We start from the raw sequence: 24,669 nt of genomic DNA, 5'->3' as shown, positions 1-24,669 counted from the left end.
GAGCGGCCCCTCACGTACAGGTTCAGCGCGGCAGCGGTGTTCCGGCCCGGCGCAGTGCCGTCCAGCCCCCGTCCCGGGCGCGAGCGGCGGCGAGCAGCCCGGCCACCGTCGCGGCGTTGGTGATCCCCCCAGCCAGCACCATGCCCACCGCCTCGTCCAGGGCGACCCAGACGATCTCGAGGTCGGCTTCCTCCTCGGACCGGGCGTGCCGCCGGCCGACCGGCACCTCGGTGAGGTCGCGGGCCAGGAACACCCGGACCAACTCATTGGTGAACCCGGGTGAGCTGTGCACATCGACCAGGACATCGAGGCGACCTGCGGTCAGGTCAGCCTCCTCGGCCAGTTCCCGGACGGCGGCGGCGGCCGGGTCCTCGCCCGCGATGTCCAGCAGGCCGGCCGGCAGCTCCCACAGGTGCCGGCCGACCGGGTGCCGATACTGCCGGATCAACACCACCCGACCGGCCTCATCCAAGGCCACCACCGATACCGCGCCCGGGTGTCGGGCACAGTCCCGCAGGGCGGTGCCGCCACCGGGCATGGTCACCTCGTCGGTGACCACATCGAAGATCCGACCCCGGTACCGCTCGACGCGCGAACGCACCTGGTAACGGTGACCGGCCGTGCTCACGATGTCGAAGCCGCCGGCGCCGTGCTGGTCCCGCCGTTGCTGGCAGCCTTCGTCGCCGCCGCACCGTCCAGGTCGACCGGGAGCTGATCAGCCTGCGAGTACGCGAGGGCCGCCGCCACGAATGACGCGAACAGCGGGTGTGGGCGGGTCGGACGGCTCTTCAGCTCCGGGTGCGCCTGGGTGGCCACGAAGAACGGATGCAGGTCGCGGTCCAGTTCGACGAACTCGACCAGCCGGCCGTCCGGCGAGGTCCCCGAGATGTGCAGGCCCGCCTTGGTGAGCACGTCACGGTAGGCGTTGTTCACCTCGTACCGGTGCCGATGCCGCTCGCTCACCTCGGTGCTGCCGTACGCCTTGGCGACGATCGACCCCTCGGTGAGCACCGCCGGCCATGCCCCGAGCCGCATGGTGCCGCCGAGGTCACCCCGGCCAGCGACGATGTCCTCCTGGTCGGCCATGGTGGCGATGACCGGATGTGTGGCCTCCCCGTCGAACTCCAGCGAGTTCGCACCGTCCAGCCCAGCGAGGTGACGGGCCACCTCAATGGTCATGCACTGGAGGCCGAGGCAGAGGCCGAGCAGCGGAACACCGTGCTCCCGGGCGTGCCGGGCGGCGCCGACCTTGCCCTCGATGCCGCGGACGCCGAACCCGCCCGGGATGACGACACCGTCGACCCCGGCCAGGGCGGCCGCGGCACCGGCCGGGGTGACACACTCGTCGCTGGGTACCCACTTCAGCCGTACCCGGGCCCGGTGCCCGAAGCCCGCGGCGCGGATCGCCTCACTCACCGACAGGTACGCGTCGGGCAGGTCAACATACTTGCCCACGAGGGCAACGGTGATCGTGTGCCGGGGCTGGTGCACCCGCTCCAGCAGGTCGTCCCAGCGCGCCCAGGCCACGTCCCGGAAGGAGAGACCGAGCCGACGCACCACGTAGGCGTCAAGGCCCTCCCGGTGCAGCACCTTCGGGATGTCGTAGATGCTGGGTGCGTCCGCGGCGGCGGTGACCGCCTCCAGGTCAACGTCGCAGTAGAGGGCGAGCTTCTGCTTGACCTTGTCCGGAATCTCCCGGTCGCAGCGCAGTACCAGTGCGTCCGGCTGGATACCGATGCTGCGCAGCTGCGCTACCGAGTGTTGGGTGGGCTTGGTCTTCAGCTCGCCCGACGGCGCCAGGTACGGCACCAGCGAGACGTGCAGATAGAAGCAGTTGTCCCGGCCCAGGTCGTGGCGGATCTGCCGGATCGCCTCCAGGAACGGCAGCGACTCGATGTCGCCGACGGTCCCGCCGACCTCGGTGATGACGACGTCCGGCACCTGGCCCTCGCCGTCCGGTTCGGCCATGCCGAGCACCCGCGACTTGATTTCGTTGGTGATGTGCGGGATGACCTGGACGGTGTCGCCCAGGTACTCGCCGCGCCGTTCCTTGGCGATCACGTCTGAGTAGATCTGCCCGGTGGTGACGTTGGCCTTGCCGGACAGGTCCCGGTCGAGGAACCGCTCGTAGTGGCCGACATCGAGATCCGTCTCGGCGCCGTCCTCGGTAATGAAGACCTCACCGTGCTGGAACGGGTTCATCGTCCCCGGGTCCACGTTGAGGTAGGGGTCGAGCTTCTGCATCACCACACGCATGCCACGCGCGGTGAGCAAGCTGCCGAGGCTGGAGGCGGTCAGGCCTTTACCCAATGAGGAGGCCACGCCCCCGGTGACGAAAATATGCCTGGTCGTCCGTACTGAAGGGGCCAAGGCCTGCTCCCGTGTCGTCTGTCGCGGTCGTGCAGACCGCCGTGCCGATCAGCAGAGTGATCACGCGATCCACGGGATTCCACGGTAACACCCCACCTGGTCGCTCCACCCGGCGCACCCGCCAGCAGCAACGCGTACCGCTGACGGGTCAGACCGTCGTGACCTCGTCGGTTGCGCGAGCCGTCGGGATCTTTCCGGCAGCCGGGCCGGCATCCCATTCGTCCACCGGCGCCGCACCGGCGTCGCCGCCCCCGGACGGTTCCGGGTGGTCGGCCGCGCCGACGCCACGCCGTGGCGAGTCAGCCGGGCCGCCTTCGCCGCCATCGGAGCCCTGGCCTCGATCTGACCCACCGCCGGAGCCGGTCGAGCCCACCGAGCCGCCGTCCCCGCCGGGCGTCGGGCAGGTCCGGTCGGTGGAGTGGTCCAGTACCCGCAGCGCGGCGAGGGCCGCCATCGGCACCACCACAGCCGCCGCTGCTCCTGCCACATCCAGCGCCACTCCGCCCAGCAGTCCGCCGAGCGCCGCCGCGACCGCGGTGCCGGTCATCGCTCCCCGAACCGCCGGATAGATGCCGAACAGCCGCCGCAGACCGCCCCACGGCTGCAGCAGAGCGAACCACACCAGGAGCGCACCGGCCAGGGCCAACACCGTCAACGGGCTACCGAAGAGCGTCTCCAGGTTGGCGGAGCTGGCCCGATGAACGATCAGCCCCCCGGTCTCGTCGCCGACCGCGGCCAGGAATCGGCCCAGATCGCCTCGCTCGCCGGCCGGCCGGCCGAGGTCGACCAGGGCGAAACCCACCGTCACCGCCAGCCCTGCCATCGTCGCCCAGGCCAGGCGGGTGAGCGTCAACCAACCGCTGGCGCTGATCGCCGCGGCGAGGCTCACCCCGGCGGTCAACGCGACCGCGCCGGTGGAGTCGGCACCGAGGTAGGGGCTGCCGACCAGCACAACGGCGATCCCACCGACAGCCACGATGACCACCGGTCGCCGGGAGCGACGAACCCGCTGGGCGAGCCAGCCAGCCAGGAGCAGCGCCCCGGCCAGCAGCACCCCCAGTCCCACCGTGCCCAGGCCGACGAAACGGCCCCCGTCCACCGCTGAGTAGCCCACGACCCCGTTGAGCTGAAGATGGGCGCCGGTCAACACGTCGGCACCGACCGTCAGCGTAGCCAGGAACGCCACCGCGCCCAGCGGCCCAAGGGTGCTCCCGTATCCGGGCAGGAACCGGACGAGCGCCGTCGCGGCGACTGTCAACGCGAGGGCGACCCCGGCGAAGCACCACCCGGGGTGCGCACCACGCCACCACGGGACCAGGTCTGCCAGGAGTGCGGCCGGCAGGGCGAGCGCGGCCGCGACGAGCAGCAGTTCCACCACCGCGACGATCCGCCGGGAAACCGGCTGCGGACCGTACGGGCTGGCGTGCCGTCGCCCCCGGCGCAGCAGCGGTAGCACGGCCACCGCGAGGAGCACCTGCGCGGCGGCGAGCAATCCGAAGAACCAGCCGGCGACGCGGCGCTGTGCGGCGGCCTCCCGGTCGGCGTCCACCGGGCCGGCGATCGCGGTGGCGAGGTCGGTGGGCCGACCACTGACGGACTCGGCGGGCCGTCCGAGAAACGGACTCTCGGGCAGTGGCCGGCCCAGGGCGGTCAACGCGGTCGGTGCAAGGTCAACCAGTTGCAGGTAGCCCGGACGGGCGGTGGTGGGCGACGTCAGCCAGCCGCGTTCCCAGCCGGCGCCATCGGCGACCGCGACGTGCAGCCGGGACGGCTCCTCGGTATCAGCCACCCCGGCAACGATGACCAGGGAGCGGGGCGGGCGGGCAGCAAGCACCCGGGCCAGCCGCGCGTCGGCCGCACGGGCCGCAGCCGCCCGGGCCGCCGGATCCGCACCATCGACGGCACCGAGATCGACAATGCTGAGCACGCACGAGCGCAGGAGGTCGGTCGGATCCGCCGGCAGTTCCGGCGCGTACCGGTCCACCCGACCGAACGGCCGGGCAGCGGCCACCGCCGCGCCCGGTCCCACCGCCACCGAACAACGCACCGACTCCGACAGCGAACCAGGCACGGCCCCCCAGGAGAGCCGTTCCTGGTTCGGTAGGACGGCACTCTCCTGGTCAGGCAGGTGCGCACCGATTCCGTCCGGCCGCTCCACGACGACGTCGGTGGGTGGGCAGGTGCCCTCTGGCCGCTCGCCCGGCCAGGCGGCGAAGCTGCCGGCCCCGAGGGTCAACCAGCCGTCCACAGGGCAGGTGGGCCGGTGGGCGGAGCGCACCGCCAACGACCCGATCGAGCCCTCCTGCGCCAACCGCCACAGCGTCGGTGTCGTCTGCGCGTCCACGTCTTCCCACCGCAGCCCGGCAACCCCGGCCAGGACCACGAAGTCGGCGCTCCGCTCCGGGGAGGGGACCGCCGGCCGGGCGGCCAGCGCGGCCACGCCGAGCGCCACGACGAGCAGGGTCAGCAGGGCGGGGGTGAGTCGGCGCAGCATTACCGCTGTCCCATTGACGGTCTACCGGCGTCCGGGGTGGTGGGGCCGGCCGCGTCCGGGGACAGCTCGGCGTAGAGGGCGGCGAGCTGGGCGCAGGTCTCCGCCTCGGTCGGCCAGGTCGCGGCCTGCCCGCGGGCCCGCCGACCCAGTTCGGCCCGTAGGGCCGCGTCATCCAGCAGACTCCCGACGGCGGTGTCCACCGCGTCGACGTCGCCCGGCGGCACCAGGATGGCCGCGTCATCGACCAGCTCCGGCAGACCTCCGACCGCGGTGGCCACCAGCGGCACACCGATCCGCATCGCCTCCTGCGCGAACAGCTGCCGGGCCTCCCAGTCACTGGTGACCACGGCGATGTCGGCACCGACCAGCAGGTCGGCCACGTCAGTACGATGCCCGAGCAGGGTTACCGGAGCCCGGGCAGCAGAGATCCGGGCTGCCAGTTGCAGGTACGCGGGACCGCTACCGGCGATCACCACGGCCGGCACCGGATCACGGGCCCGCCACCGGGAAGCGGCGTCGACCAGGAGGTCGTACCGCTTCTGGGGATGCAGTCGACCAACCGACAGGATCAGCGGCTGGTCGCTGCCGACGCCGAACTCGGCGCGGACCGCGTCGCGGCGGCGGTGCGGCTCGGGTAGTGACGGCGCGGCGACCGGGGCGAGCCGGGCGTCCGGCGCACCCAACGCGGTGGCTCTCGCGACCAGGTCGGCCGAGGCACCGAGGGTCACCTGGGCACCACGGGCAACAACCCGCTCGACCAGGCGTGACACGCTGCCACGCAGGCCCCCGCTGAGGACGGCGTTGTGCCAGGTGACCACCAGCGGGGCAGCCGGCCGGGCGACGACGGCGACCAGTCCGGCGCGCAGCCCGTGGGCGTGCACCACAGCGACCGGTTCGGCGGCGAGGGCCCGGCGAAACGCGGTCACCGCCCGCAGGTCAGCGGGGGTCGGGCTGGCCGGGATCTCCACCGCCCGGAAGCGGGCGCCGACACCGGTGAAGGTGAACTGCTCTTCGGTCGCGGCCGGGCCGCAGACCAGCACCGCGATGCCCGCGCGGGTCAGCCCGGCGGCCAGCGACCGGACGTGCTGCCCCACACCGCCGGTGCTGGAGGCGAGCAGCAGGGCGACCGTGCCGCCCCGGCCGGCCCGCGGCGTCGGTTCCGTCACCGGGACACCGTCTCCTTCCCGTCGCCCCGCTCCGGGGGGACACCGTCGTCCTTTCGCTGCCCGCAGCCCGGGTTCGGCGACCGCCTCCCACGGGTCAGCCCAAGACGCCGCAACGCTCCGACGAGCAACGGTCGTACGTCCGGCCGGTCCAGTACCCAGACCACCGCGAGGAACACGACACCGACCACGACACCGGACAGCATGCCCTGTACGAGGGCCACTGGTGCGCTCGGGGTGCCGTCGGTCGCCGCCAGCAGCGACCGCGCCACCGCCCAACCCACCAACGCCGCCAGCCCCCCGCCGGTCAGGCCGGCTGCCCCGGCACGGCCGAATCCGGCGAGTGCAGTGGCGCCGGCTGTCCGTCGGACGGCGAGCACCAGCAGGGCACCGAGCGCCACCATCCCCACCGAATTGGCCAGGGTGACCGCCGGCACCCGGTCCCGCAGCGGCAGCACGGCGCTGAACAGCAACACCGCGGCGGGCACCACGAGAAAGCCGACGGCGATCGCGCCGGCGGCTGCCCGCGCCTGCCCCCGCGCGTAGAGGGCACGGCTCAACACGGCAAAGAGCCCGTAGCCGACCAGGCCGGGTGCGAAGCCGGCGATCCCGGCAGCGGCGGTCGCGGCCGCGTCGCCGACGAAGAAGAAGTACCCAACCGGCACGGCCGTACCGACCAGGACGGCCGCACCGAGGCAGCTGAGCAGCAGTACTCCGCGGGCGGCCGGGGCCAGCGTCGCCCGGTACGCCGCCTCGTCCCCCACGGACCCGGCGGCGGCCAGGCTCGGATAGGCGGCCACCGCCAGTGGCACCGCCAGTACCGCCCACGGCAGCAGGTAGACCGTCTGGGCGAGCTGGAACGCACCGAGGTTGCTGACCGCACCGTAGGAGACCTGGTTCAGGCTCACCACGAGCGCTACCTGCTGCGCGGTCACCGTTACCGCGCCGGCGACCGCGAGTCCGCGGACCCGGGCACGGGCGTCGGCGGGAAAGCGGAAGCCGAACACCGGTGCGTATCCCAGCCGGCGGAACGGAACCAGCAGCGACAGGGACAGCACCGCCACTCCGGCGGTCGTTCCCCACGACAGCAGCAGTTCGCCCCCTCGACTGACGCCCGCCACACTGGCCAACCGCCCCTCTGCGACGGTGAAGCCCAGGTAGACCGCGATGACGGTAAGGCTGGACAGCAGTGGGGCGATCACTGGCCAGGCGAACCGGCGGTGTGCCTGGAGAACCCCGGTGAGCACGATGCCGACCCCGTACAGCGGCAGTTGCGGGGCGAACACCCGCAGCATCCGCTCGCCGCTGGCCTGCTGGGCCGGGTCGAGTCCGCCGCCCAGCAGCCCCACGATCGGGCCGGCCAGCAGCGCCACCGCCAGCGCGAGTGGCACCAGCAGGGCAAGAACCCAGGTGAGCAGCGCCCCGGTGGTCCGGGCCACCGCCCCGCGGTCCGCCGCCGCCACCGGGGCGGCCAGCAGCGGCACGACCAGGCTGGCGAGGGCGCCACCCGCGACCATCTCGAAGATCACATTCGGAGCGGCGTTCGCCACCACATACGTGCCACCGAGATCGGTGGGCGCGAGCGTCCAGGTGAACACGGCGGTACGACCGAAGCCGGCAAGCCGACTGACCACGGTGAGTACGGCGATCAGCGCGGCGGCCCCGGCTACTCGGCCGGCGGCGGCGGACGGGGCCGGGTTCGTCACGTCAGTCGGCGCGGCGGCCCAGCGCGTCCAGCTCGCGCAGCCCCGGGGTCCGCTGGATGACCTGGGTGAAGCTGACCCGCTCGCTGGCGGCGGTGAGCCCGGCCAGGACGGCGAGCAGACCGGCCCGGCCGGCTGGCCCGGTGCGAGCCGCGAGCGTGACGCCGAGCAGCGCGCCGAACGCGTTGGCGCCGCTGTCGCCGAGCATCACTTCCTCGTCGAGATCAGCGGGGAGCAGCCCGGCGGCGGCTCCGGCGGCACCGGCGACGATCCCGCCGTGGGGGCTTGCCGCCAACGGCGCGCCGAGCAGCAGTCCGGACTTCACCGCCCGTCCCGGCCGCAGGTCGAGCAGGTTGATCAGGTTGGCGGTGCCAGCGATCACGCCCGCGCCGAGGAGTACGTCCACTCCCCGGCCGACCACTCCCTGCCGCTGCCGGCGCGGGTGCCGGGCGACGACCGGGTCATCGGCGAGAAGCGCGGCGGCGGCGAGCCCCGCCGCACCCACGCCGACGATCTTGACAAGGCCGGCGGTGATCCGCCCCTCGCGTAGCCCAGCGAGGTGCCCGGCGAAGCCCTTGGCAGCCTTCTGCTCCGGCCGCGCACCCACCACGTCGTCGTAGAGCCCCACCGCCCCGGCGCCGAGGCCGGCGACCAGGGCAGCCCCGCCGGCAGCGGCCCCCGGCGCACCGGCGGCACCGGCGATGGCGGCACCGGTGGCGAGTGCGGGGCCGGCCGCGAGGGTCACCGGCCGGCCCCGAAAGTTCGTCCGCTCCAACGCTGGGCCCGCCGGTGAGGTCCGTATCTCACGCAACGCGTAACGGGCGACGGCAGCGCCGGCACCGGCCACGACGAGACGACCAAACCACCTCACGCCGGCTCCTTCCGGTTGGCAGGCCAGGGCCTGATAGTGATCGTTACGATCATTGGGACAGTCCGGGAACCAACGACGCGGCGTTGTCGCCGACACCATAGTGACCGGCCCTGTCCTCGTTGACCTGCTGCACCAGGGCGAGCGCGGTGACCAGCTGCCCCTGGACGGTGTTCGCGTTGTCAACTGTGGAGATCTCCGCAGCCAGCACCGCGTCGCCCCGGACGAAGGCCACCAGGTTCCCGCCTTCCGAGCCGTTGCCGCCGACCACCGTCGCGCCGGTCCGATCGAACTGCTCAGTGATCTTGACCACCGACTCGTCCTTCTTCGAGGAGTCCTTGTCCGGGTACGGCGGGCCACTGACGATCACGACCGCCTCCGCCGACTGGGTGAGCCGCTCGGAGGGGGTGAGGTAGTTGGCGTTGGTGTACGCGGCCAGCACGGCCCGCCGGTCCGCCTCACTGATCGGCGTCGCCTCGGGCACCCCGTCCAACAGCACCGTGGCCAGCAGTGCGCTGGAGGTCTCCACGCCGTGCCCGTTGCCCGGCAGGTTGGTGGTCGGGGCGTTGGTGGGGCGGGCCGCGGTGACCGCCAGCTCCAGCAGGTCGTTGTTGTTGTCCGGATTGATGAACTTGTCCTGCAGGTCGACCCGGCCGACCACGTCGGCGTTGCCGAGCTGGAGCATCTTGACCACACCGTCGGTGTGTTTGCGCCCTGTCGGCAGGCTGAGCACCAGCACCCGCTTGCCGGTGAGCCGGCCCGGCAGCACCACCCCGGCCAACTCGGCGGCGAAGTCATCCTCGCGGGTCAGCTCCTCCTCGAGGTTGTTGACCGCCTGACGCCACACCTGGTTGTCTTTCCGCAGCTCGTTGACGTTCTCACTGAGGGCGTCCGCCACCGGCCCGTTGAGCGCGGTGGTACCAACCACCAGGCCGATCGCCAGCGCCAGGAAGACCGCGGTCAGGGACACCACGTGGTACCGGAAGTTGATCACACCTGCAGCCTCTTTGTCGGGTGGACCGGCGTCAGAAGAGCCGTTCCAGCTGGAACACAAAATTGCTCCACCACTCGGAGACCACACCCAGGTACGCCTTGCCGACGGTGGAGACCGCAACAGCCGAGGCCATCGCGGCAATCGCGGACAGCACCAGCAGCAGCAGTGAGGATCCGGAGATGCTCTGCCGGTAGAGCCGGCTTACGCCCTTGGCGTCAACCAGCTTGCCGCCGACCTTCAGCCGGGTGAGGAAGGTCGACGCCATCCCGCCCCGTCCCTTGTCCAGGAACTCGACGAGCGTGGCGTGTGTGCCGACCGCCACCAGGAGCGAGGCCCCCTTCTCGTCGGCGAGCAGCATCGCCAGGTCCTCGCTGGTGGCGGCGGCGGGAAAGGTGACCGCCGGAACGCCGAGACCATTGACCCGGGCCAGCCCGGGCGCACGACCGTCTGGGTAGGCGTGTACCACGACCTCGGCGCCGCAACGCAGCACGTCGTCGGTCACCGAGTCCATGTCACCGATGATCAGGTCGGGTGGATAGCCGGCCTCGACCAGGGCGTCCGCCCCGCCGTCGACGCCGATGAGCACCGGCTTGAACTCCCGGATGTACGGGCGCAGCACATCCAGGTCGGCCTTGTAGTCGTAGCCGCGCACCACGATCAGGCAGTGCCGGCCCTGAATCTCGGTACGGATGTCCGGAACGCCCACCCCGTACAGCAGCAGGTCCCGCTCCTGCTTCAGGTAGACCATGGTGTTCGCTGCGAACGCCTCCAGCTGGACCGATAGCCCCTCCCGGGCATCGGCCATCGCCTTGCCGATGGTCTCCGCGTCCTGCAGATCACCGTGGGCCACCGGCTCTTCGCCGAGATAGACCGTGTTGCCCTCGATCCGGACGGTGTCGCCCTCCTGGATCCGTTCGAAGACATCCTCGCCCAGGTCGTCCAGGAGCGGGATACCAGCCTCGATCAGCACTTCCGGGCCGAGATTGGGATAGCGGCCCGAGACCGACGGCTTGGCGTTGAGGACAGCCCCGACACCGACCGCGACCAGCGAATCGGCGGCGACCCGGTCCAGGTCGACGTGGTCGATCACGGCGACGTCACCGGGACGGAGCCGGCCAACCAGACGTTTGGTCCGACGGTCCAGGCGGGCGGTGCCGCCCGCCCGACCCGGCTCGGCGGGTCGAGTCCAGCGCAACGTAGGTAGACGCATCGTAACCATCCTGGCATGTGAAGCGGGCGGCCTTCACGCGACATGCCTGCGCGGGCCCGCCGGTCCAGAGAAGCACACTACGGCGCGGAGCGGCGTGCCGGTACGCTACCAGCCCAGGTTACGCTCGCCGCTCCCGCGCGGCCACTGCCAGTAACTCCTCGGCGTGCGCGATGCCCAGATCCGAATCCGGCAATCCGGCCAGCATGCGAGCGAGTTCCCGCGCCCGTTCGGTGTCCTCGACCACTCGCACCCCACTGGTCGTCACCGCACCGCCGGTGTCCTTCGCCACCACCAGGTGCCGGTCAGCGAACGCAGCGACCTGGGGCAGATGGGTAACGACCAGCACTTGGTGGCTACGAGCCAGCCGGGCCAGCCGACGGCCGATCTCCACCGCAGCCTGGCCACCGACCCCGGCGTCAACCTCGTCGAAGACGAGCGTGGGCGGGCCGCCCGAGCCGGCGAAGACCACCTCGATGGCGAGCATCACCCGGGACAGCTCACCGCCGGAGGCGCCCCGCTGCAACGGCAGTGCCGGCGCACCCGGATGTGCCAGCAGGCGCAGCTCCACCTCATCGCCGCCGTCCGGCCCGATCCCGACCTCGACGCCGTTGACCGCAAGGCCCGGTTCGGACTTGCCAACCGGGCGGGGCAGTACCCCCACCTCGACCCGAGAGTGCGGCATGGCCAACCCCGCCAGCTCGGTGGTGACCTGCGCCGCAAACCGGGTCGCCGCCTCCTGCCTCGCCACCGACACCCGACCCGCCAGGTCGGCCACCTCGCCGGCCAGCCGAGCCACCTCCCGGTCCAACTCGTCGAGCAACTCATCCGAGGAATCCAGCTCCGACAGTTGGGCCCGCGCCCGCTCAGCCCAGGCGATCACCCCATCGGTGTCGTCGGCGTACTTGCGAGTCAGCGCACGTAACGCGACCCGCCGCTCGTAGACAGCCTGCAGCCGCGCCGGATCAGCGTCGAGCCCGGCCAGGTACGTCGACAACTCCGCGGAGACATCGGCGACCAGGGTCGCCGCCTCCTCCAAGCGCGTTGCCAGCTCCCCCAGGGCAGGGTCGGTGCCGGACTGCCCATCCAACGTACGGCGGGCGGTGCCGAGTAGCGTCGTGGCATCCGGAGTGTCCTCGGCGGCCTCCATCCCCCCGGCCACGCACTGCTGGGCCAGCCGCGCCGCGGTCCGCAGCCCCTCGGCGTGCTCCAGCCGCTGTGCCTCCGCCTTGAGCTCGTCGTCCTCGCCCGGCTGCGGGTCAACCTGCGTGATCTCGTCGAGCCCGAGGCGCAGCAGGTCGGCCTCCCGATTCCGCTCCCGTGCGTTTCGGCGCCGGCCGGCCAGGTCGTCCACCACTGAACGCCACCGCGAATACACCTCGCGCAACGCGTCGAGCAGCTTCTCGTGCTCCGGACCGGCGAACCGGTCGAGCGCGGCGCGCTGCTCGGCCGGGCGCAGCAACCGCAGTTGGTCGGACTGGCCGTGCACCGCGAGCACCTGCTCACCCACCTCGCCAAGCATCGACACCGGCATGCTCCGGCCGCCGAGATGGGCACGAGAGCGGCCTTCTGTGGTGACGGTGCGGCTGAGCAACACCGAACCGTCCTCGTCCGGCTCACCGCCCGCGTCGATGACGCGAGCACACACGGTCTCCGCCGCCCTTCCGGCCAGCCGTAGCCGCCCCTCGACCACGGCGCGGCCGGGCTCGGCCCGCACCCGCCCGGCGTCGGCGCGCCCGCCAAAGAGTAGGCCGAGACCGGTCACCACCATGGTCTTACCCGCACCGGTCTCACCGGTGATCACGTTCATACCGCCGGTCAGCGGCAGCGTCGTGTCCTCGATGACACCCAGTCCGGTGATGCGTAGCTCTTCCAGCACAGCATCCGACAGTAGACGCGGTGCCCGACGCTTGACCAGCCGACAGCCGCACGCACCAGCCGTCGGCAGCTCAGTGTCGGCTGCCCCGCCAGCCCTGCACCGGCAGATCGAACTTGGCCACCAGCCGGTCGGTGAAGGGCCGGGCCGTCAGCTGCACGATCCGCACCGGCAAGGCCCCACGCCGCACCGTCACCCGTGCGCCCGGCGGAAGGTCGTACACCCGCCGTCCGTCACAGCACAGCACCGCGAGACTGGTAAAGGGATCTACGGTGATGACGAGAGTGGACGTGGGCGCGGTGACCAGTGGCCGGCTGAAGAGCGCGTGCGCGCTGATCGGCACCAGCAACAGGGCCTCCACCTCGGGCCACACCACCGGGCCACCGCCGGAGAACGCGTAGGCCGTGGAGCCGGTGGGAGTGGCGCAGACGACTCCGTCACAGCCATAGCGGGACAGGGGCCGGCCGTCAACGTCAACAAGGAGCTCGAGCATCTGGGCCCGCTCCCCCTTTTCGACGCTGATCTCGTTCAACGCCCAAGACTCAATCGTCGGGCCACCGTCGAACTCGGCGGTCACATCCAGCGTAAGCCGTTCGTCCACCGTGTAGTTGCGATCCACCACGTCCCGGACCACCGAGTCCAGATCGTCGATCTCGGCCTCGGCGAGAAAGCCGACCTTGCCGAGGTTGATCCCGAGTAGTGGCACCTTCGCCGGCCGGGCCAGCTCGGCAGCCCGCAGAAACGTACCGTCCCCACCCAACGCGAAGACGATCTCAGCGCCCTCCGCGGCTTCCGGACCAGTCATCGGAACCGCCCCCGGAAGGTCGAGATCCTCGGCCTCCTCGGCGAGAACGCGAATGACGAACCCGGCCGCGATGAGTTCCGCGGCCACCGCCCGTGCGTGTTCGGTACTGCGCCGCCGCCCGGTGTGCGTCACCAGCAGCGCGGTCCGGTTCACCACGCCCGCCGTGCCGTCGGGGACTCGTCGTCGGCCCCGCATGCCACCCGACTCACCCGCCTGCTCACCCCGCTACCTCCTTCGTCACCGTGCCAGACCGACCGCCCGTGGCCCCGGCCGTCACCACCGCCTGCACCCGATCCGGGTCAGCCGCAGGCGCGTCCCGGCGTAACCATACGAAGAACTCGACGTTCCCGCTGGGCCCTGGCAACGGGCTGGCACAGACATCGGCGAGACCCAACCCGAGCTGGGCCGCGGCAACGGCCACATCCAACACCGCTTCGGCCCGCAACGCTGGATCACGCACCACACCCCCGGCACCGACCCGATCACGCCCCACCTCGAACTGCGGTTTCACCATCAGCGCGAGATCACCATCCGGTCGGGTACAGGCGGCCAAGGCCGGCAACACCAGCCGCAGGGAGATGAACGACAGGTCGGCGACGGTAAGGTCGACCGGACCATCGATGGCCGCCGCCGTAAGGGTGCGTACGTTGGTCCGTTCGAAGACGCGTACCCGCTCGTCGTTGCGCAGTGGCCAGGCAAGCTGCCCGTACCCGACATCGACAGCCACTACCTCGGCCGCGTCGGCGCGCAGCAGCACGTCGGTGAACCCACCCGTGGATGCCCCGGCGTCGAGGCACCGCCGCCCGGCGGCAGTCAGCCCACCGGGCCCGAAGGAGGCCAATGCACCAGCCAGCTTGTGCCCGCCCCGCGAGACGTACTCCAAGGCCGGATCCGCCCCGGTGACCAGCAGCGGATCAGCGGGGTTAACCAACGCGGCGACCTTACGGGCCGGGACCCCACGTAGCTGCACCCGGCCGGCCTCCACCAGGGCCGCGGCCTGCTCCCGCGACCGTGCCAGGCCGCGGCGAACGAGTTCCGCGTCCAACCGCGTACGACGTGCCATACCTGCTTCTCCGGCTCTTAGGACTGGTCAATGCTGGCGAGGGTCTCCCGCAGCGTTTCGTATGCCGCCTCGTACTGCGCAATCTGGTCCGCCAGCGGTAGTCCGGCGGCGTTGACCATCGCCTGCACGGCGGCATCAACCGCCGGGTTCGGCACCGCCGTCTCGCCCCCGGCTTTCTCAGCGGCGAGCGCAGCCGGTGAAGCTGGTCGCGGCATCCCCAGTCCGCCAGTTGGGGAAACGCCCTGCGTCGGACCGGGGCGGGGCGGGCCGGTCACGACCGTCCTCCAGCGGAGCCCGACTGGCGGTGGACGGCGCTCACTCCGAGCCACCCGGCTGCTGCTTGCGCGGCGCACTCTTCGCCGACCCCGGTGCGGGTGACATCTCCATTGACGGCCGGACTGCCACGGACTGGCCTGGCACCGCCGCTTTCCCGACCGTCTTCTTCGCGGCCGCCCTCTTCGCGACCGTCTTCTTCGCGACCGCCTTTGTCGCGACTGCATTCTTCGGCGGGTTGGGCATGGTCGCGGTACTCCCGGACGAAGGGTCCTTTGCCGTGGTAGGCGCAGCAGTCATCGGCGGCACCGTCGGCTCCGCAGCGCTGCCCGGTGCGATCGGGTGGTCCGCATCCACATCCGCCGCAGGGCCGCTGACACCGGACACCGCCGACGGTCCGTTCGGTGTCTCCCGAAGCTGCCGCTCCAACTCGCGTACCCGCCGGGTCAACTCGGTCACCTCGTCGGCAGTGGCGAGGCCGACAGCACCGAGCGCCCGCCCGGCCTCAAACCGGACCAGCTTGGTCAGCGCTCCCCGGTTGGCCGCACCGGTGGTCACCAGTTCCTCGGCGAGCGTCTGAAGCTGGACCGCGGTAGCGGCGCCAGCGCCGACCAACCGCCGCGCCGTCTCCTGGGCCTTCCTCCGAGGCGCCTCCGTCAGACCTATGGCCAACGCAAGGTAGGAGCGCCACGCGTCCTGCATGCCTGAGTCCTTCCGCGAGAGAGGATGTGCGGTCCTCACGCTACCGGCGTGGCCGGGCCACCTGTGCGGTACGGTGCCGGGGAGTGATCTGGCGAGTTGTGGAGGCGATGTGGCTACCGTCGACGAGTGCCGGCAGGCGTTGCGGGACCTCGCCGCTCGGCTTGACGGCAACGCCGATACCGTGCGTGAGCACGTCGGCCTGGACCGGACGTTGGCCTGCCGCATCACCGACCTGGACGCCGCGTTCCACGGCCGACTCACCGACGGCCAGCTCACCGACCTTGCCGACGGTGACGACCCGAAAGCCAAGATCTCCCTGAGTACCACCAGCGAGGATCTACTCGCCCTGGTCCGCGGGGAACTGGACATCACCCGCGCGGTGACATCCCGACGGATATCGATCAAGGCGAACCCGTTCGATCTGTTAAAACTCCGCAAGCTACTCGGGACCAGCTGAGCACGGCCCAGCCGCCACGCCCGCGCTCGCCTACCGGAGCGGCTCAGTCAGACAACAGGCCGAACGTCGTAAGCGCCCGCTCAGCCGCCGACGAGGCCGCCCGCACCGGCGATGACCACGCGGTGGACCACGCCACCGCACAGAGCGCCGGCAGCGCATCCAGGGGGTGACCCGCACCGGACAGCTCCAGCCGGCCGTCACGAACCGCCGCCGACCACCCACCGGCCTCCACCGGACCCGGCACCCGCACCACCGCGGCCGGCTCGAAGAGCCCCGCCAGGTCCACCGACACGAACGTCGGTCGATGCTCGGGCGCGGCGGCCAGCAGCTCGGCCACGTCGCTGACCCCAGTCAGCACAAGCAAGCTGTCCAGCCCCGCTCGGACCGCGCCCGCGATGTCGGTGTCCAAACGGTCACCGACGACCAGGGCACGCCCCCCGCTGGCCCGGCGGGAGGCGGCGACGAAGAGCTCCGGCGCCGGTTTACCCACGACCAGGTCTGGGTCCCGTCCGAGCGCGATCCGCACCGCGGCGACCAAGGCACCGTTGCCGGGTAGTGGACCCCGCTTGCTGGGCAGCGTGCGGTCGGTGTTGGTAGCGACCCAGGTCGCCCCACCCCGAATCGCCGCCGTTGCCTCAGCCAGGTCAGCCCAGCCGACCTGTGGGCCGTAGCCCTGAACCACCGCGACCGGCCCATCCTCGGCCTGCGTGACCGGGGTAAGCCCGGCGGCGCGGATCTCGGCGCGTAGCGCCTCCGCCCCCACGACCAGGATCTGCGTCCCCGCCGGATGCCGCTCCCGAAGCAGCTCCGCGGCGGCCGCCGCGGAGGTCAGCACCTCCTCCGGACCGGCGGCGATGCCCATACCGGTGAGCAGGTCGGCCACCTCACTGGACCGGCGAGACGCATTGTTCGTGGCGTACGCGACCGCCCGCTCTTCGGCATGCAGCTGGCGAACCGCCTCGATCGCCCCGGGGATCGGCTGGTCGACCAGGTAGATCACCCCGTCCAGATCGAAGATGACCAGGGCATACCCGTCGACCAACCGCTTTCCGCCGGTCAGCGTCACCTCCCGGTACCCGCCTCATCGCCGTCGGCCGGGCTTTCCGAGTCGCCACCGGATCGCTGTACATCGAGATCGCTCGGGTCACCAGCATCGGCCTCCGGCGCCAGGGGTGCGCTCCCTGCCCCGGGCTCACCGTCGTCCCGGGCGTCGTCAGCGCCGTCTCGGGCCCCGGTGAGCTCAGCATCGAACGCATCCCCGTCAACGAGTTCAGCATCCGGCTGTGCCGACCCCGCACCGAGGGCGTCCGGGCCAGCGGCGACGTCCTCGACCTCGTCCTCCTCGTCGCCCTCGATCATCACACCGTCGAGCTCCAACAGACGCTCGGCCGCATCGGTCGCTCCGTCAGTGTCGACCTCCGCCGCACGGGAGAACCACTCTCGGGCCTCCTCACGCCGGCCCCCCGCGAGCAACGCATCCGCGTACGCGTACCGCAGCCGTACCGTCCACGGCTCCGCCGCTTCGCCGGTTAGTTCCGGTACCTGGAGCATCGCCACCGCAGCGTCCTTCTGGCCCAGGTCACCCCGTGCGCCAGCAGCAACGATCAGCAGTTCCCCAGCGACCGCGCGGTCCAGTTCCTTCCGGTCCGCGCCCCGGTACAGATCGATCGCCCGCTCCGGACGGCCGAGTGCCCGCTCGCAGTCGGCCAGCACCGCGAGGTGACTCTGTAGGCCGGTCATCCGGTGGTACGTCCGCAGTTCGGCGACCGCTGTCTGCCATTCGCCGGCGTGGTAAGCAGCCAGGCCGACTGCCTCACGGACGGCAGCGATACGAGCGGCGAGCCGCCGAGCTGCGAGGGCATGCGCCAGCGCCTCGGCCGGGTCCTCATCAATCAGCTGACCGACTGCGACCAGATGGCGGGCCACCTTCTCGGCGGTTGGCTTGGCTAGGGCGAGCAGCTCGGCACGGACGTCTTTGTCCAGGTCGGTGGCGACGATCTCCTCAGGAAGATCCGGTCCTACTGGGGCCTCGGGCTCAGACCGGCGTTCCGCACGACGATCGCGGCCCCGGTAGTCGCCCTCACGACGGTCACCTCCGCGGTGACCATCCCGATCACCGCCGCGGAAGCCGCCCTCACGACGGTCACCACCGCGGTAACCATCCCGATCACCGCCGCGATAGCCGCCCTCACGACGCTCACCACCGCGGAAGCCGCCCTCACGGCGCTCACCACCGCGGAAGCCGCCCTCACGACGGTCACCACCGCGATAGTCGCCCTCACGACGGTCACCACCGCGATAGCCGCCCTCACGGCGATCACCTCCGCGGTAACCATCCCGATCACCACCGCGATAGCCGCCCTCACGACGCTCACCACCGCGATAACCACCCTCGCGACGCTCACCACCACGGTGACCATCCCGATCACCGCCGCGGAAGCCGCCCTCACGGCGCTCACCACCGCGGAAGCCACCCTCACGGCGCTCACCACCACGGTGACCATCCCGATCACCGCCGCGGAAGCCGCCCTCACGGCGCTCACCACCGCGGAAGCCACCCTCACGGCGCTCACCACCGCGGTAACCATCCCGATCACCGCCGCGATAGCCGCCCTCACGGCGCTCACCACCGCGGAAGCCACCCTCACGACGGTCACCACCGCGGTAACCATCCCGATCACCACCGCGATAGCCGCCCTCACGACGCTCACCACCGCGGAAGCCACCCTCGCGGCGGTCACCACCGCGATAGCCACCCTCACGGCGCTCACCACCGCGATAGCCACCCTCACGACGCTCACCACCACGGTGACCATCCCGATCACCACCGCGATAGCCACCCTCACGACGCTCACCACCACGGTGACCATCCCGATCACCACCGCGATAGCCACCCTCACGACGCTCACCACCACGGTGACCATCCCGATCACCACCGCGATAGCCACCCTCACGACGCTCACCACCACGGTGACCATCCCGATCACCACCGCGATAGCCACCCTCACGACGCTCACCACCACGGTGACCATCCCGATCACCACCGCGATAGCCACCCTCGCGACGCTCACCACCGCGGAAGCCACCCTCACGACGGTCACCGCCGCGGAAGCCATCCCGATCACCACCGCGATAGCCACCCTCGCGACGCTCACCACCGCGATAGCCACCCTCACGACGGTCACCGCCGCGGAAGCCATCCCGATCACCACCGCGATAGCCACCCTCACGGCGCTCACCACCGCGACGTGACGCGCCGTCACGGCCAGCTGGACGATCTTCGTGTCGACGGGTGTGGTCGCCGCCGTGCGGTCCTGAGTTCACAGGTCAATCCTTCCTGATTAGGCCGGTGGTGGCGGCACGCAGTGAGGGCCGACCCGGGTAGGGTCGGCCCTCAACTGAACGTTTTGCCCGGCGGTGTCCTACTCTCCCACACCCTCCCGAGTGCAGTACCATCGGCGCTGGAGGGCTTAGCTTCCGGGTTCGGAATGTAACCGGGCGTTTCCCCTCCGCCATGACCGCCGTAACACTTATCGACATATCAAACACACCCAACACCACGGGACATGTTTGCTTGCCAAGAGTTACACAGTGGACGCGTAGCAGCTTCGTAGTCAAGTCCTCGGCCTATTAGTACCGGTCAACTGAACCCGTTACCGAGCTTACATTTCCGGCCTATCAACCCAGTCGTCTAGCTGGGGGCCTTACCCCACAAAGTGGGTGGGATACCTCATCTTGAAGCAGGCTTCCCGCTTAGATGCTTTCAGCGGTTATCCCTTCCGAACGTAGCTAACCAGCCGTGCCCCTGGCGGGACAACTGGCACACCAGAGGTTCGTCCGTCCCGGTCCTCTCGTACTAGGGACAGCCCTTCTCAAGTATCCTACGCGCACGGCGGATAGGGACCGAACTGTCTCACGACGTTCTAAACCCAGCTCGCGTACCGCTTTAATGGGCGAACAGCCCAACCCTTGGGACCTGCTACAGCCCCAGGATGCGACGAGCCGACATCGAGGTGCCAAACCATCCCGTCGATATGGACTCTTGGGGAAGATCAGCCTGTTATCCCCGGGGTACCTTTTATCCGTTGAGCGACACCGCTTCCACATGCCAGTGCCGGATCACTAGTCCCGACTTTCGTCCCTGCTCGACCCGTCAGTCTCACAGTCAAGCTCCCTTGTGCACTTACACTCAACACCTGATTGCCAACCAGGCTGAGGGAACCTTTGGGCGCCTCCGTTACCCTTTAGGAGGCAACCGCCCCAGTTAAACTACCCACCAGACACTGTCCCTGAACCGGATAACGGTCCGAAGTTAGATACCCAAACCAACCAGAGTGGTATTTCAAGATTGCCTCCACATGCACTGGCGTGCACACTTCACAGGCTCCCACCTATCCTACACAAGCTAATTCAGATACCAATGTCAAGCTATAGTAAAGGTCCCGGGGTCTTTCCGTCCTGCCGCGCGTAACGAGCATCTTTACTCGTAATGCAATTTCGCCGGGCCTGTGGTTGAGACAGTGGGGAAGTCGTTACGCCATTCGTGCAGGTCGGAACTTACCCGACAAGGAATTTCGCTACCTTAGGATGGTTATAGTTACCACCGCCGTTTACTGGCGCTTAAGTTCTCCGCTTCGCCCCGAAAGACTAACAGGTCCCCTTAACGTTCCAGCACCGGGCAGGCGTCAGTCCATATACATCGAATTACTTCTTCGCATGGACCTGTGTTTTTAGTAAACAGTCGCTTCCCCCTGCTCTCTGCGGCCATACAACGCTCCAGCAGCACGTGCCTTCACGTCTCCGGCCCCCCTTCTCCCAAAGTTACGGGGGCAATTTGCCGAGTTCCTTAACCACAGTTCACCCGATCGCCTTGGTATTCTCTACCTGACCACCTGTGTCGGTTTAGGGTACGGGCCGCTCGGAACTCGCTAGAGGCTTTTCTCGACAGCATAGGATCACTGACTTCACCTGAATCGGCTCGGCATCACGTCTCAGCCACACGCGCCGCGGATTTACCTACGACACAGCCTACACGCTTACCCCGGCACAACCACCGGCCGGGCTCAGCTACCTTCCTGCGTCACCCCATCGCTTGACTACTACCCGCCAGGTTCCCACGCTCCCCCAGCACAGTCCGAAGACCACACCAAGATCGGATGGTTAGCACAACGAGGTTCATCAGGGACGCTCCTTCGCGGGTACGGGAATATCAACCCGTTATCCATCGACTACGCCTCTCGGCCTCGCCTTAGGCCCCGACTCACCCAGGGCGGATTAACCTGGCCCTGGAACCCTTGGTCATCCGGCGGAAGGGTTTCTCACCCTTCTTTCGCTACTCATGCCTGCATTCTCACTCGCACCGCGTCCACAACTCGATCACTCGGCTGCTTCACCCCCGGCACGACGCTCCCCTACCCATCCACACACCTACACACAACCCCAAAAGGCCATGCGAAGTACACGCGTGAATGCCACAGCTTCGGCGGTGTGCTTGAGCCCCGCTACATTGTCGGCGCGGAACCACTTGACCAGTGAGCTATTACGCACTCTTTCAAGGATGGCTGCTTCTAAGCCAACCTCCTGGTTGTCTATGCGACCCCACATCCTTTTCCACTTAGCACACGCTTAGGGGCCTTAGCTGGTGATCTGGGCTGTTTCCCTCTCGACTACGAAGCTTATCCCCCGCAGTCTCACTGCCGCGCTCTCACTTACCGGCATTCGGAGTTTGGCTGATTTCAGTAAGCTTGTAGGCCCCCTAGACCATCCAGTGCTCTACCTCCGGCAAGAAACACACGACGCTGCACCTAAATGCATTTCGGGGAGAACCAGCTATCACGGAGTTTGATTGGCCTTTCACCCCTAACCACAGGTCATCCCCCAACTTTTCAACGTTGGTGGGTTCGGCCCTCCACGCAGTCTTACCCACGCTTCAGCCTGCCCATGGCTAGATCACTCCGCTTCGGGTCTAGGACACGCGACTCTGACGCCCTATTCAGACTCGCTTTCGCTACGGCTCCCCCACCCGGGTTAACCTCGCCACATGCCACTAACTCGCAGGCTCATTCTTCAAAAGGCACGCCGTCACCCCTAAAGGCTCCGACGGATTGTAGGCGAACGGTTTCAGGTACTATTTCACTCCCCTCCCGGGGTACTTTTCACCATTCCCTCACGGTACTATCCGCTATCGGTCACCAGGAAGTATTTAGGCTTACCAGATGGTCCTGGCAGATTCACGGCAGATTACAGGAGTCCGCCGCTACTCGGGAACACCCACAGGAGACTAGCAGTTTTCACCTACCGGACTTTCACCGTCTACGGTCAGCCATTCCAGACTGTTCAACTAACCACCAGCTTTATCACTCCCCACACGAGTGTCAGCCCGTGTCGCAGGATCCCACAACCCCGACCACGCAACCCCTGACAGGTATCACACGCCGCCGGTTTAGCCCCAATCCGCTTTCGCTCGCCACTACTCACGGAATCACATATTGTTTTCTCTTCCTACGGGTACTGAGATGTTTCACTTCCCCGCGTTCCCTCCACACACCCTATGAGTTCAGGTGCAGGTGACACCACATGACTGATGCCGGGTTCCCCCATTCGGACACCCTGGGATCACAGCTCGGTTGACAGCTCCCCCAGGCCTATCGCGGCCTCCCACGTCCTTCATCGGCTCCTGGTGCCAAGGCATTCACCGTTCGCCCTTGACAACTTGACCACAAAGATGCTCGCGTCCACTGTGTAATTCTCAACAAACAACCAACCCGCAACCACCACCCCGCACCAGCAACACCACCACACCCCCACACGAGAGGCACAACAGCATCCGGTATACGAGACAAGCCACGCCAGGCAAACCGCCAACCCACAACACCACCAACCGGTGACATCACAGGCAACACGGCCCAAGAAACAACCACACGGTCATTCCTTCAGGACCCAACAGGGTGTCCACCGCCAGCACCAGCCGCATCATCAACCCCTTCCCCCACCCCCCACAGGGAGCGTGTACAAGAGCATCAAACCGCTGCCAACGCCAACTAGCCAGTGTCTCCGACCAATGAGCACCCCATCACCCAACACAGGCAACCGAGGCTCCATACCGCCCTTCGACGGATGGCGCTCCTTAGAAAGGAGGTGATCCAGCCGCACCTTCCGGTACGGCTACCTTGTTACGACTTCGTCCCAATCGCCAGCCCCACCTTCGACGGCTCCCCCCACAAGGGTTAGGCCACCGGCTTCGGGTGTTGCCGACTTTCGTGACGTGACGGGCGGTGTGTACAAGGCCCGGGAACGTATTCACCGCAGCGTTGCTGATCTGCGATTACTAGCGACTCCGACTTCACGGGGTCGAGTTGCAGACCCCGATCCGAACTGAGACCGGCTTTTTGGGATTCGCTCCACCTCACGGTATCGCAGCCCATTGTACCGGCCATTGTAGCATGCGTGAAGCCCTGGACATAAGGGGCATGATGACTTGACGTCATCCCCACCTTCCTCCGAGTTGACCCCGGCAGTCTTCGATGAGTCCCCGCCATAACGCGCTGGCAACATCGAACAAGGGTTGCGCTCGTTGCGGGACTTAACCCAACATCTCACGACACGAGCTGACGACAGCCATGCACCACCTGTCACCGGCCCCGAAGGACCCCCCATCTCTGAAGGATTTCCGGCGATGTCAAACCCAGGTAAGGTTCTTCGCGTTGCATCGAATTAATCCGCATGCTCCGCCGCTTGTGCGGGCCCCCGTCAATTCCTTTGAGTTTTAGCCTTGCGGCCGTACTCCCCAGGCGGGGCGCTTAATGCGTTAGCTGCGGCACAGAGAACCGGAGAGGCTCCCCACACCTAGCGCCCAACGTTTACAGCGTGGACTACCAGGGTATCTAATCCTGTTCGCTCCCCACGCTTTCGCTCCTCAGCGTCAGTATCGGCCCAGAGACCCGCCTTCGCCACCGGTGTTCCTCCTGATATCTGCGCATTTCACCGCTACACCAGGAATTCCAGTCTCCCCTACCGAACTCTAGCCTGCCCGTATCGACTGCAAGCCCGCAGTTGAGCCACGGGTTTTCACAGTCGACGCGACAAGCCGCCTACGAGCTCTTTACGCCCAATAAATCCGGACAACGCTTGCGCCCTACGTCTTACCGCGGCTGCTGGCACGTAGTTGGCCGGCGCTTCTTCTGCAGGTACCGTCACAAACGCTTCGTCCCTGCTGAAAGAGGTTTACAACCCGAAGGCCGTCATCCCTCACGCGGCGTCGCTGCATCAGGCTTCCGCCCATTGTGCAAGATTCCCCACTGCTGCCTCCCGTAGGAGTCTGGGCCGTGTCTCAGTCCCAGTGTGGCCGGTCGCCCTCTCAGGCCGGCTACCCGTCGCCGCCTTGGTAGGCCATCACCCCACCAACAAGCTGATAGGCCGCGAGCCCATCCCAAGCCAAAAAATCTTTCCACCAACCACCATGCGGCAGCCAGTCATATCCGGTATTAGCCCCGGTTTCCCGGGGTTATCCCAAAGCCTGGGGCAGGTTACTCACGTGTTACTCACCCGTTCGCCGCTCGAGTACCCCGAAGGGCCTTTCCGCTCGACTTGCATGTGTTAAGCACGCCGCCAGCGTTCGTCCTGAGCCAGGATCAAACTCTCCAACAAAAACTTGAAGAACATCCCAGCAACAAACAAAAATTTGCTGCCAAATTC

Annotated in this window: 17 protein-coding genes and 3 rRNA genes; 2 read left to right on the top strand and 18 right to left on the bottom strand. The window is 68.4% G+C overall.

Translation table 11 applies throughout. The annotated features are described in order from the left end of the window. Positions 1 to 22 precede the first annotated feature (22 nt). The 13 genes from STROP_RS09700 to STROP_RS09640 all read right to left on the bottom strand — a co-directional run bounded on the left by STROP_RS09700 (position 23) and on the right by STROP_RS09640 (position 15,518). Entirely contained in the window at positions 23 to 628 is a 606-nt protein-coding gene (locus STROP_RS09700; protein WP_011905813.1) for an NUDIX domain-containing protein, read from the bottom strand. Next, the gene (locus STROP_RS09695) at positions 625 to 2,370 is read right to left on the bottom strand and encodes a CTP synthase (RefSeq protein WP_011905812.1); all 1,746 of its coding nucleotides are present in this window, start codon (positions 2,368 to 2,370) and stop codon (positions 625 to 627) included. The genes STROP_RS09700 and STROP_RS09695 overlap by 4 nt, the downstream gene beginning before the upstream one ends. Positions 2,371 to 2,518: 148 nt before the next feature. Continuing rightward, entirely contained in the window at positions 2,519 to 4,864 is a 2,346-nt protein-coding gene (locus STROP_RS09690) for a hypothetical protein (RefSeq protein WP_011905811.1), read from the bottom strand. Continuing rightward, positions 4,864 to 6,030 carry a glycosyltransferase family 4 protein gene (locus tag STROP_RS09685; protein WP_011905810.1) on the bottom strand — a complete coding sequence of 389 codons (1,167 nt, stop codon included), beginning with the start codon at positions 6,028 to 6,030 and terminating at the stop codon, positions 4,864 to 4,866. The genes STROP_RS09690 and STROP_RS09685 overlap by 1 nt, the downstream gene beginning before the upstream one ends. Further along, entirely contained in the window at positions 6,027 to 7,733 is a 1,707-nt protein-coding gene (murJ, locus tag STROP_RS09680) for a murein biosynthesis integral membrane protein MurJ (RefSeq protein ID WP_011905809.1), read from the bottom strand. Before murJ ends, STROP_RS09685 begins: the two co-directional genes overlap by 4 nt. Before the next feature lies 1 nt (position 7,734). Next, entirely contained in the window at positions 7,735 to 8,601 is an 867-nt protein-coding gene (locus STROP_RS09675; RefSeq protein ID WP_011905808.1) for a hypothetical protein, read from the bottom strand. Positions 8,602 to 8,650: 49 nt separating this feature from the next. Further along, positions 8,651 to 9,592: a copper transporter gene (locus tag STROP_RS09670; RefSeq protein WP_011905807.1), complete on the bottom strand. Its 942-nt coding sequence runs from the start codon at positions 9,590 to 9,592 to the stop codon at positions 8,651 to 8,653. 31 nt (positions 9,593 to 9,623) lie between these two features. After that, positions 9,624 to 10,802 carry a putative cytokinetic ring protein SteA gene (gene steA / locus STROP_RS09665; protein WP_011905806.1) on the bottom strand — a complete coding sequence of 393 codons (1,179 nt, stop codon included), beginning with the start codon at positions 10,800 to 10,802 and terminating at the stop codon, positions 9,624 to 9,626. Between the two features lie 118 nt (positions 10,803 to 10,920). Further along, positions 10,921 to 12,678, bottom strand: coding sequence for a DNA repair protein RecN (gene recN / locus STROP_RS09660; protein WP_011905805.1), 1,758 nt, complete (start codon positions 12,676 to 12,678; stop codon positions 10,921 to 10,923). Between the two features lie 70 nt (positions 12,679 to 12,748). Then, on the bottom strand, positions 12,749 to 13,675 hold the full coding sequence (locus STROP_RS09655; protein ID WP_011905804.1) for an NAD kinase: 927 nt from the start codon (positions 13,673 to 13,675) through the stop codon (positions 12,749 to 12,751). 22 nt (positions 13,676 to 13,697) lie between these two features. Next, on the bottom strand, positions 13,698 to 14,543 hold the full coding sequence (locus STROP_RS09650; RefSeq protein WP_011905803.1) for a TlyA family RNA methyltransferase: 846 nt from the start codon (positions 14,541 to 14,543) through the stop codon (positions 13,698 to 13,700). Positions 14,544 to 14,560: 17 nt separating this feature from the next. Then, positions 14,561 to 14,872: a hypothetical protein gene (locus STROP_RS09645; RefSeq protein WP_026275468.1), complete on the bottom strand. Its 312-nt coding sequence runs from the start codon at positions 14,870 to 14,872 to the stop codon at positions 14,561 to 14,563. After that, entirely contained in the window at positions 14,859 to 15,518 is a 660-nt protein-coding gene (locus STROP_RS09640; protein ID WP_026275926.1) for a phasin family protein, read from the bottom strand. Before STROP_RS09640 ends, STROP_RS09645 begins: the two co-directional genes overlap by 14 nt. A gap of 109 nt (positions 15,519 to 15,627) precedes the next feature. On the opposite strand from STROP_RS09640, the gene STROP_RS09635 reads away from it, so the two are divergent. After that, positions 15,628 to 15,975, top strand: coding sequence for an SCP2 sterol-binding domain-containing protein (locus STROP_RS09635; RefSeq protein ID WP_011905800.1), 348 nt, complete (start codon positions 15,628 to 15,630; stop codon positions 15,973 to 15,975). 43 nt (positions 15,976 to 16,018) lie between these two features. Here STROP_RS09635 and STROP_RS09630 read toward each other — a convergent pair whose 3' ends face one another. Further along, positions 16,019 to 17,041 carry an HAD-IIA family hydrolase gene (locus STROP_RS09630; RefSeq protein WP_011905799.1) on the bottom strand — a complete coding sequence of 341 codons (1,023 nt, stop codon included), beginning with the start codon at positions 17,039 to 17,041 and terminating at the stop codon, positions 16,019 to 16,021. Further along, positions 17,038 to 17,901 carry a tetratricopeptide repeat protein gene (locus STROP_RS09625; protein WP_018833688.1) on the bottom strand — a complete coding sequence of 288 codons (864 nt, stop codon included), beginning with the start codon at positions 17,899 to 17,901 and terminating at the stop codon, positions 17,038 to 17,040. Before STROP_RS09625 ends, STROP_RS09630 begins: the two co-directional genes overlap by 4 nt. A gap of 174 nt (positions 17,902 to 18,075) precedes the next feature. Between STROP_RS09625 and STROP_RS09620 the strand changes: the two genes are divergently transcribed. Further along, positions 18,076 to 19,227, top strand: a complete 1,152-nt coding sequence (locus STROP_RS09620; protein ID WP_043535304.1) for a hypothetical protein — start codon at positions 18,076 to 18,078, stop codon at positions 19,225 to 19,227. 157 nt (positions 19,228 to 19,384) lie between these two features. On the opposite strand, the gene rrf is transcribed toward STROP_RS09620, so the two are convergent. The 3 genes from rrf to STROP_RS09605 form a co-directional block, all read right to left on the bottom strand. Next, positions 19,385 to 19,501, bottom strand: a 5S ribosomal RNA gene (gene rrf, locus STROP_RS09615). 84 nt (positions 19,502 to 19,585) lie between these two features. Continuing rightward, positions 19,586 to 22,693, bottom strand: a 23S ribosomal RNA gene (locus STROP_RS09610). 412 nt (positions 22,694 to 23,105) lie between these two features. Then, a 16S ribosomal RNA gene (locus tag STROP_RS09605) occupies positions 23,106 to 24,621 on the bottom strand. The 16S, 23S and 5S rRNA genes sit together here, the layout of an rRNA operon. Positions 24,622 to 24,669 lie beyond the last annotated feature (48 nt).

The organism is Salinispora tropica CNB-440 (genome assembly GCF_000016425.1).
Lineage (GTDB): Bacteria > Actinomycetota > Actinomycetes > Mycobacteriales > Micromonosporaceae > Micromonospora > Micromonospora tropica.
Note: the sequence above shows the minus strand (reverse complement) of the source record. Positions and strands in the feature narration are given on the sequence as shown.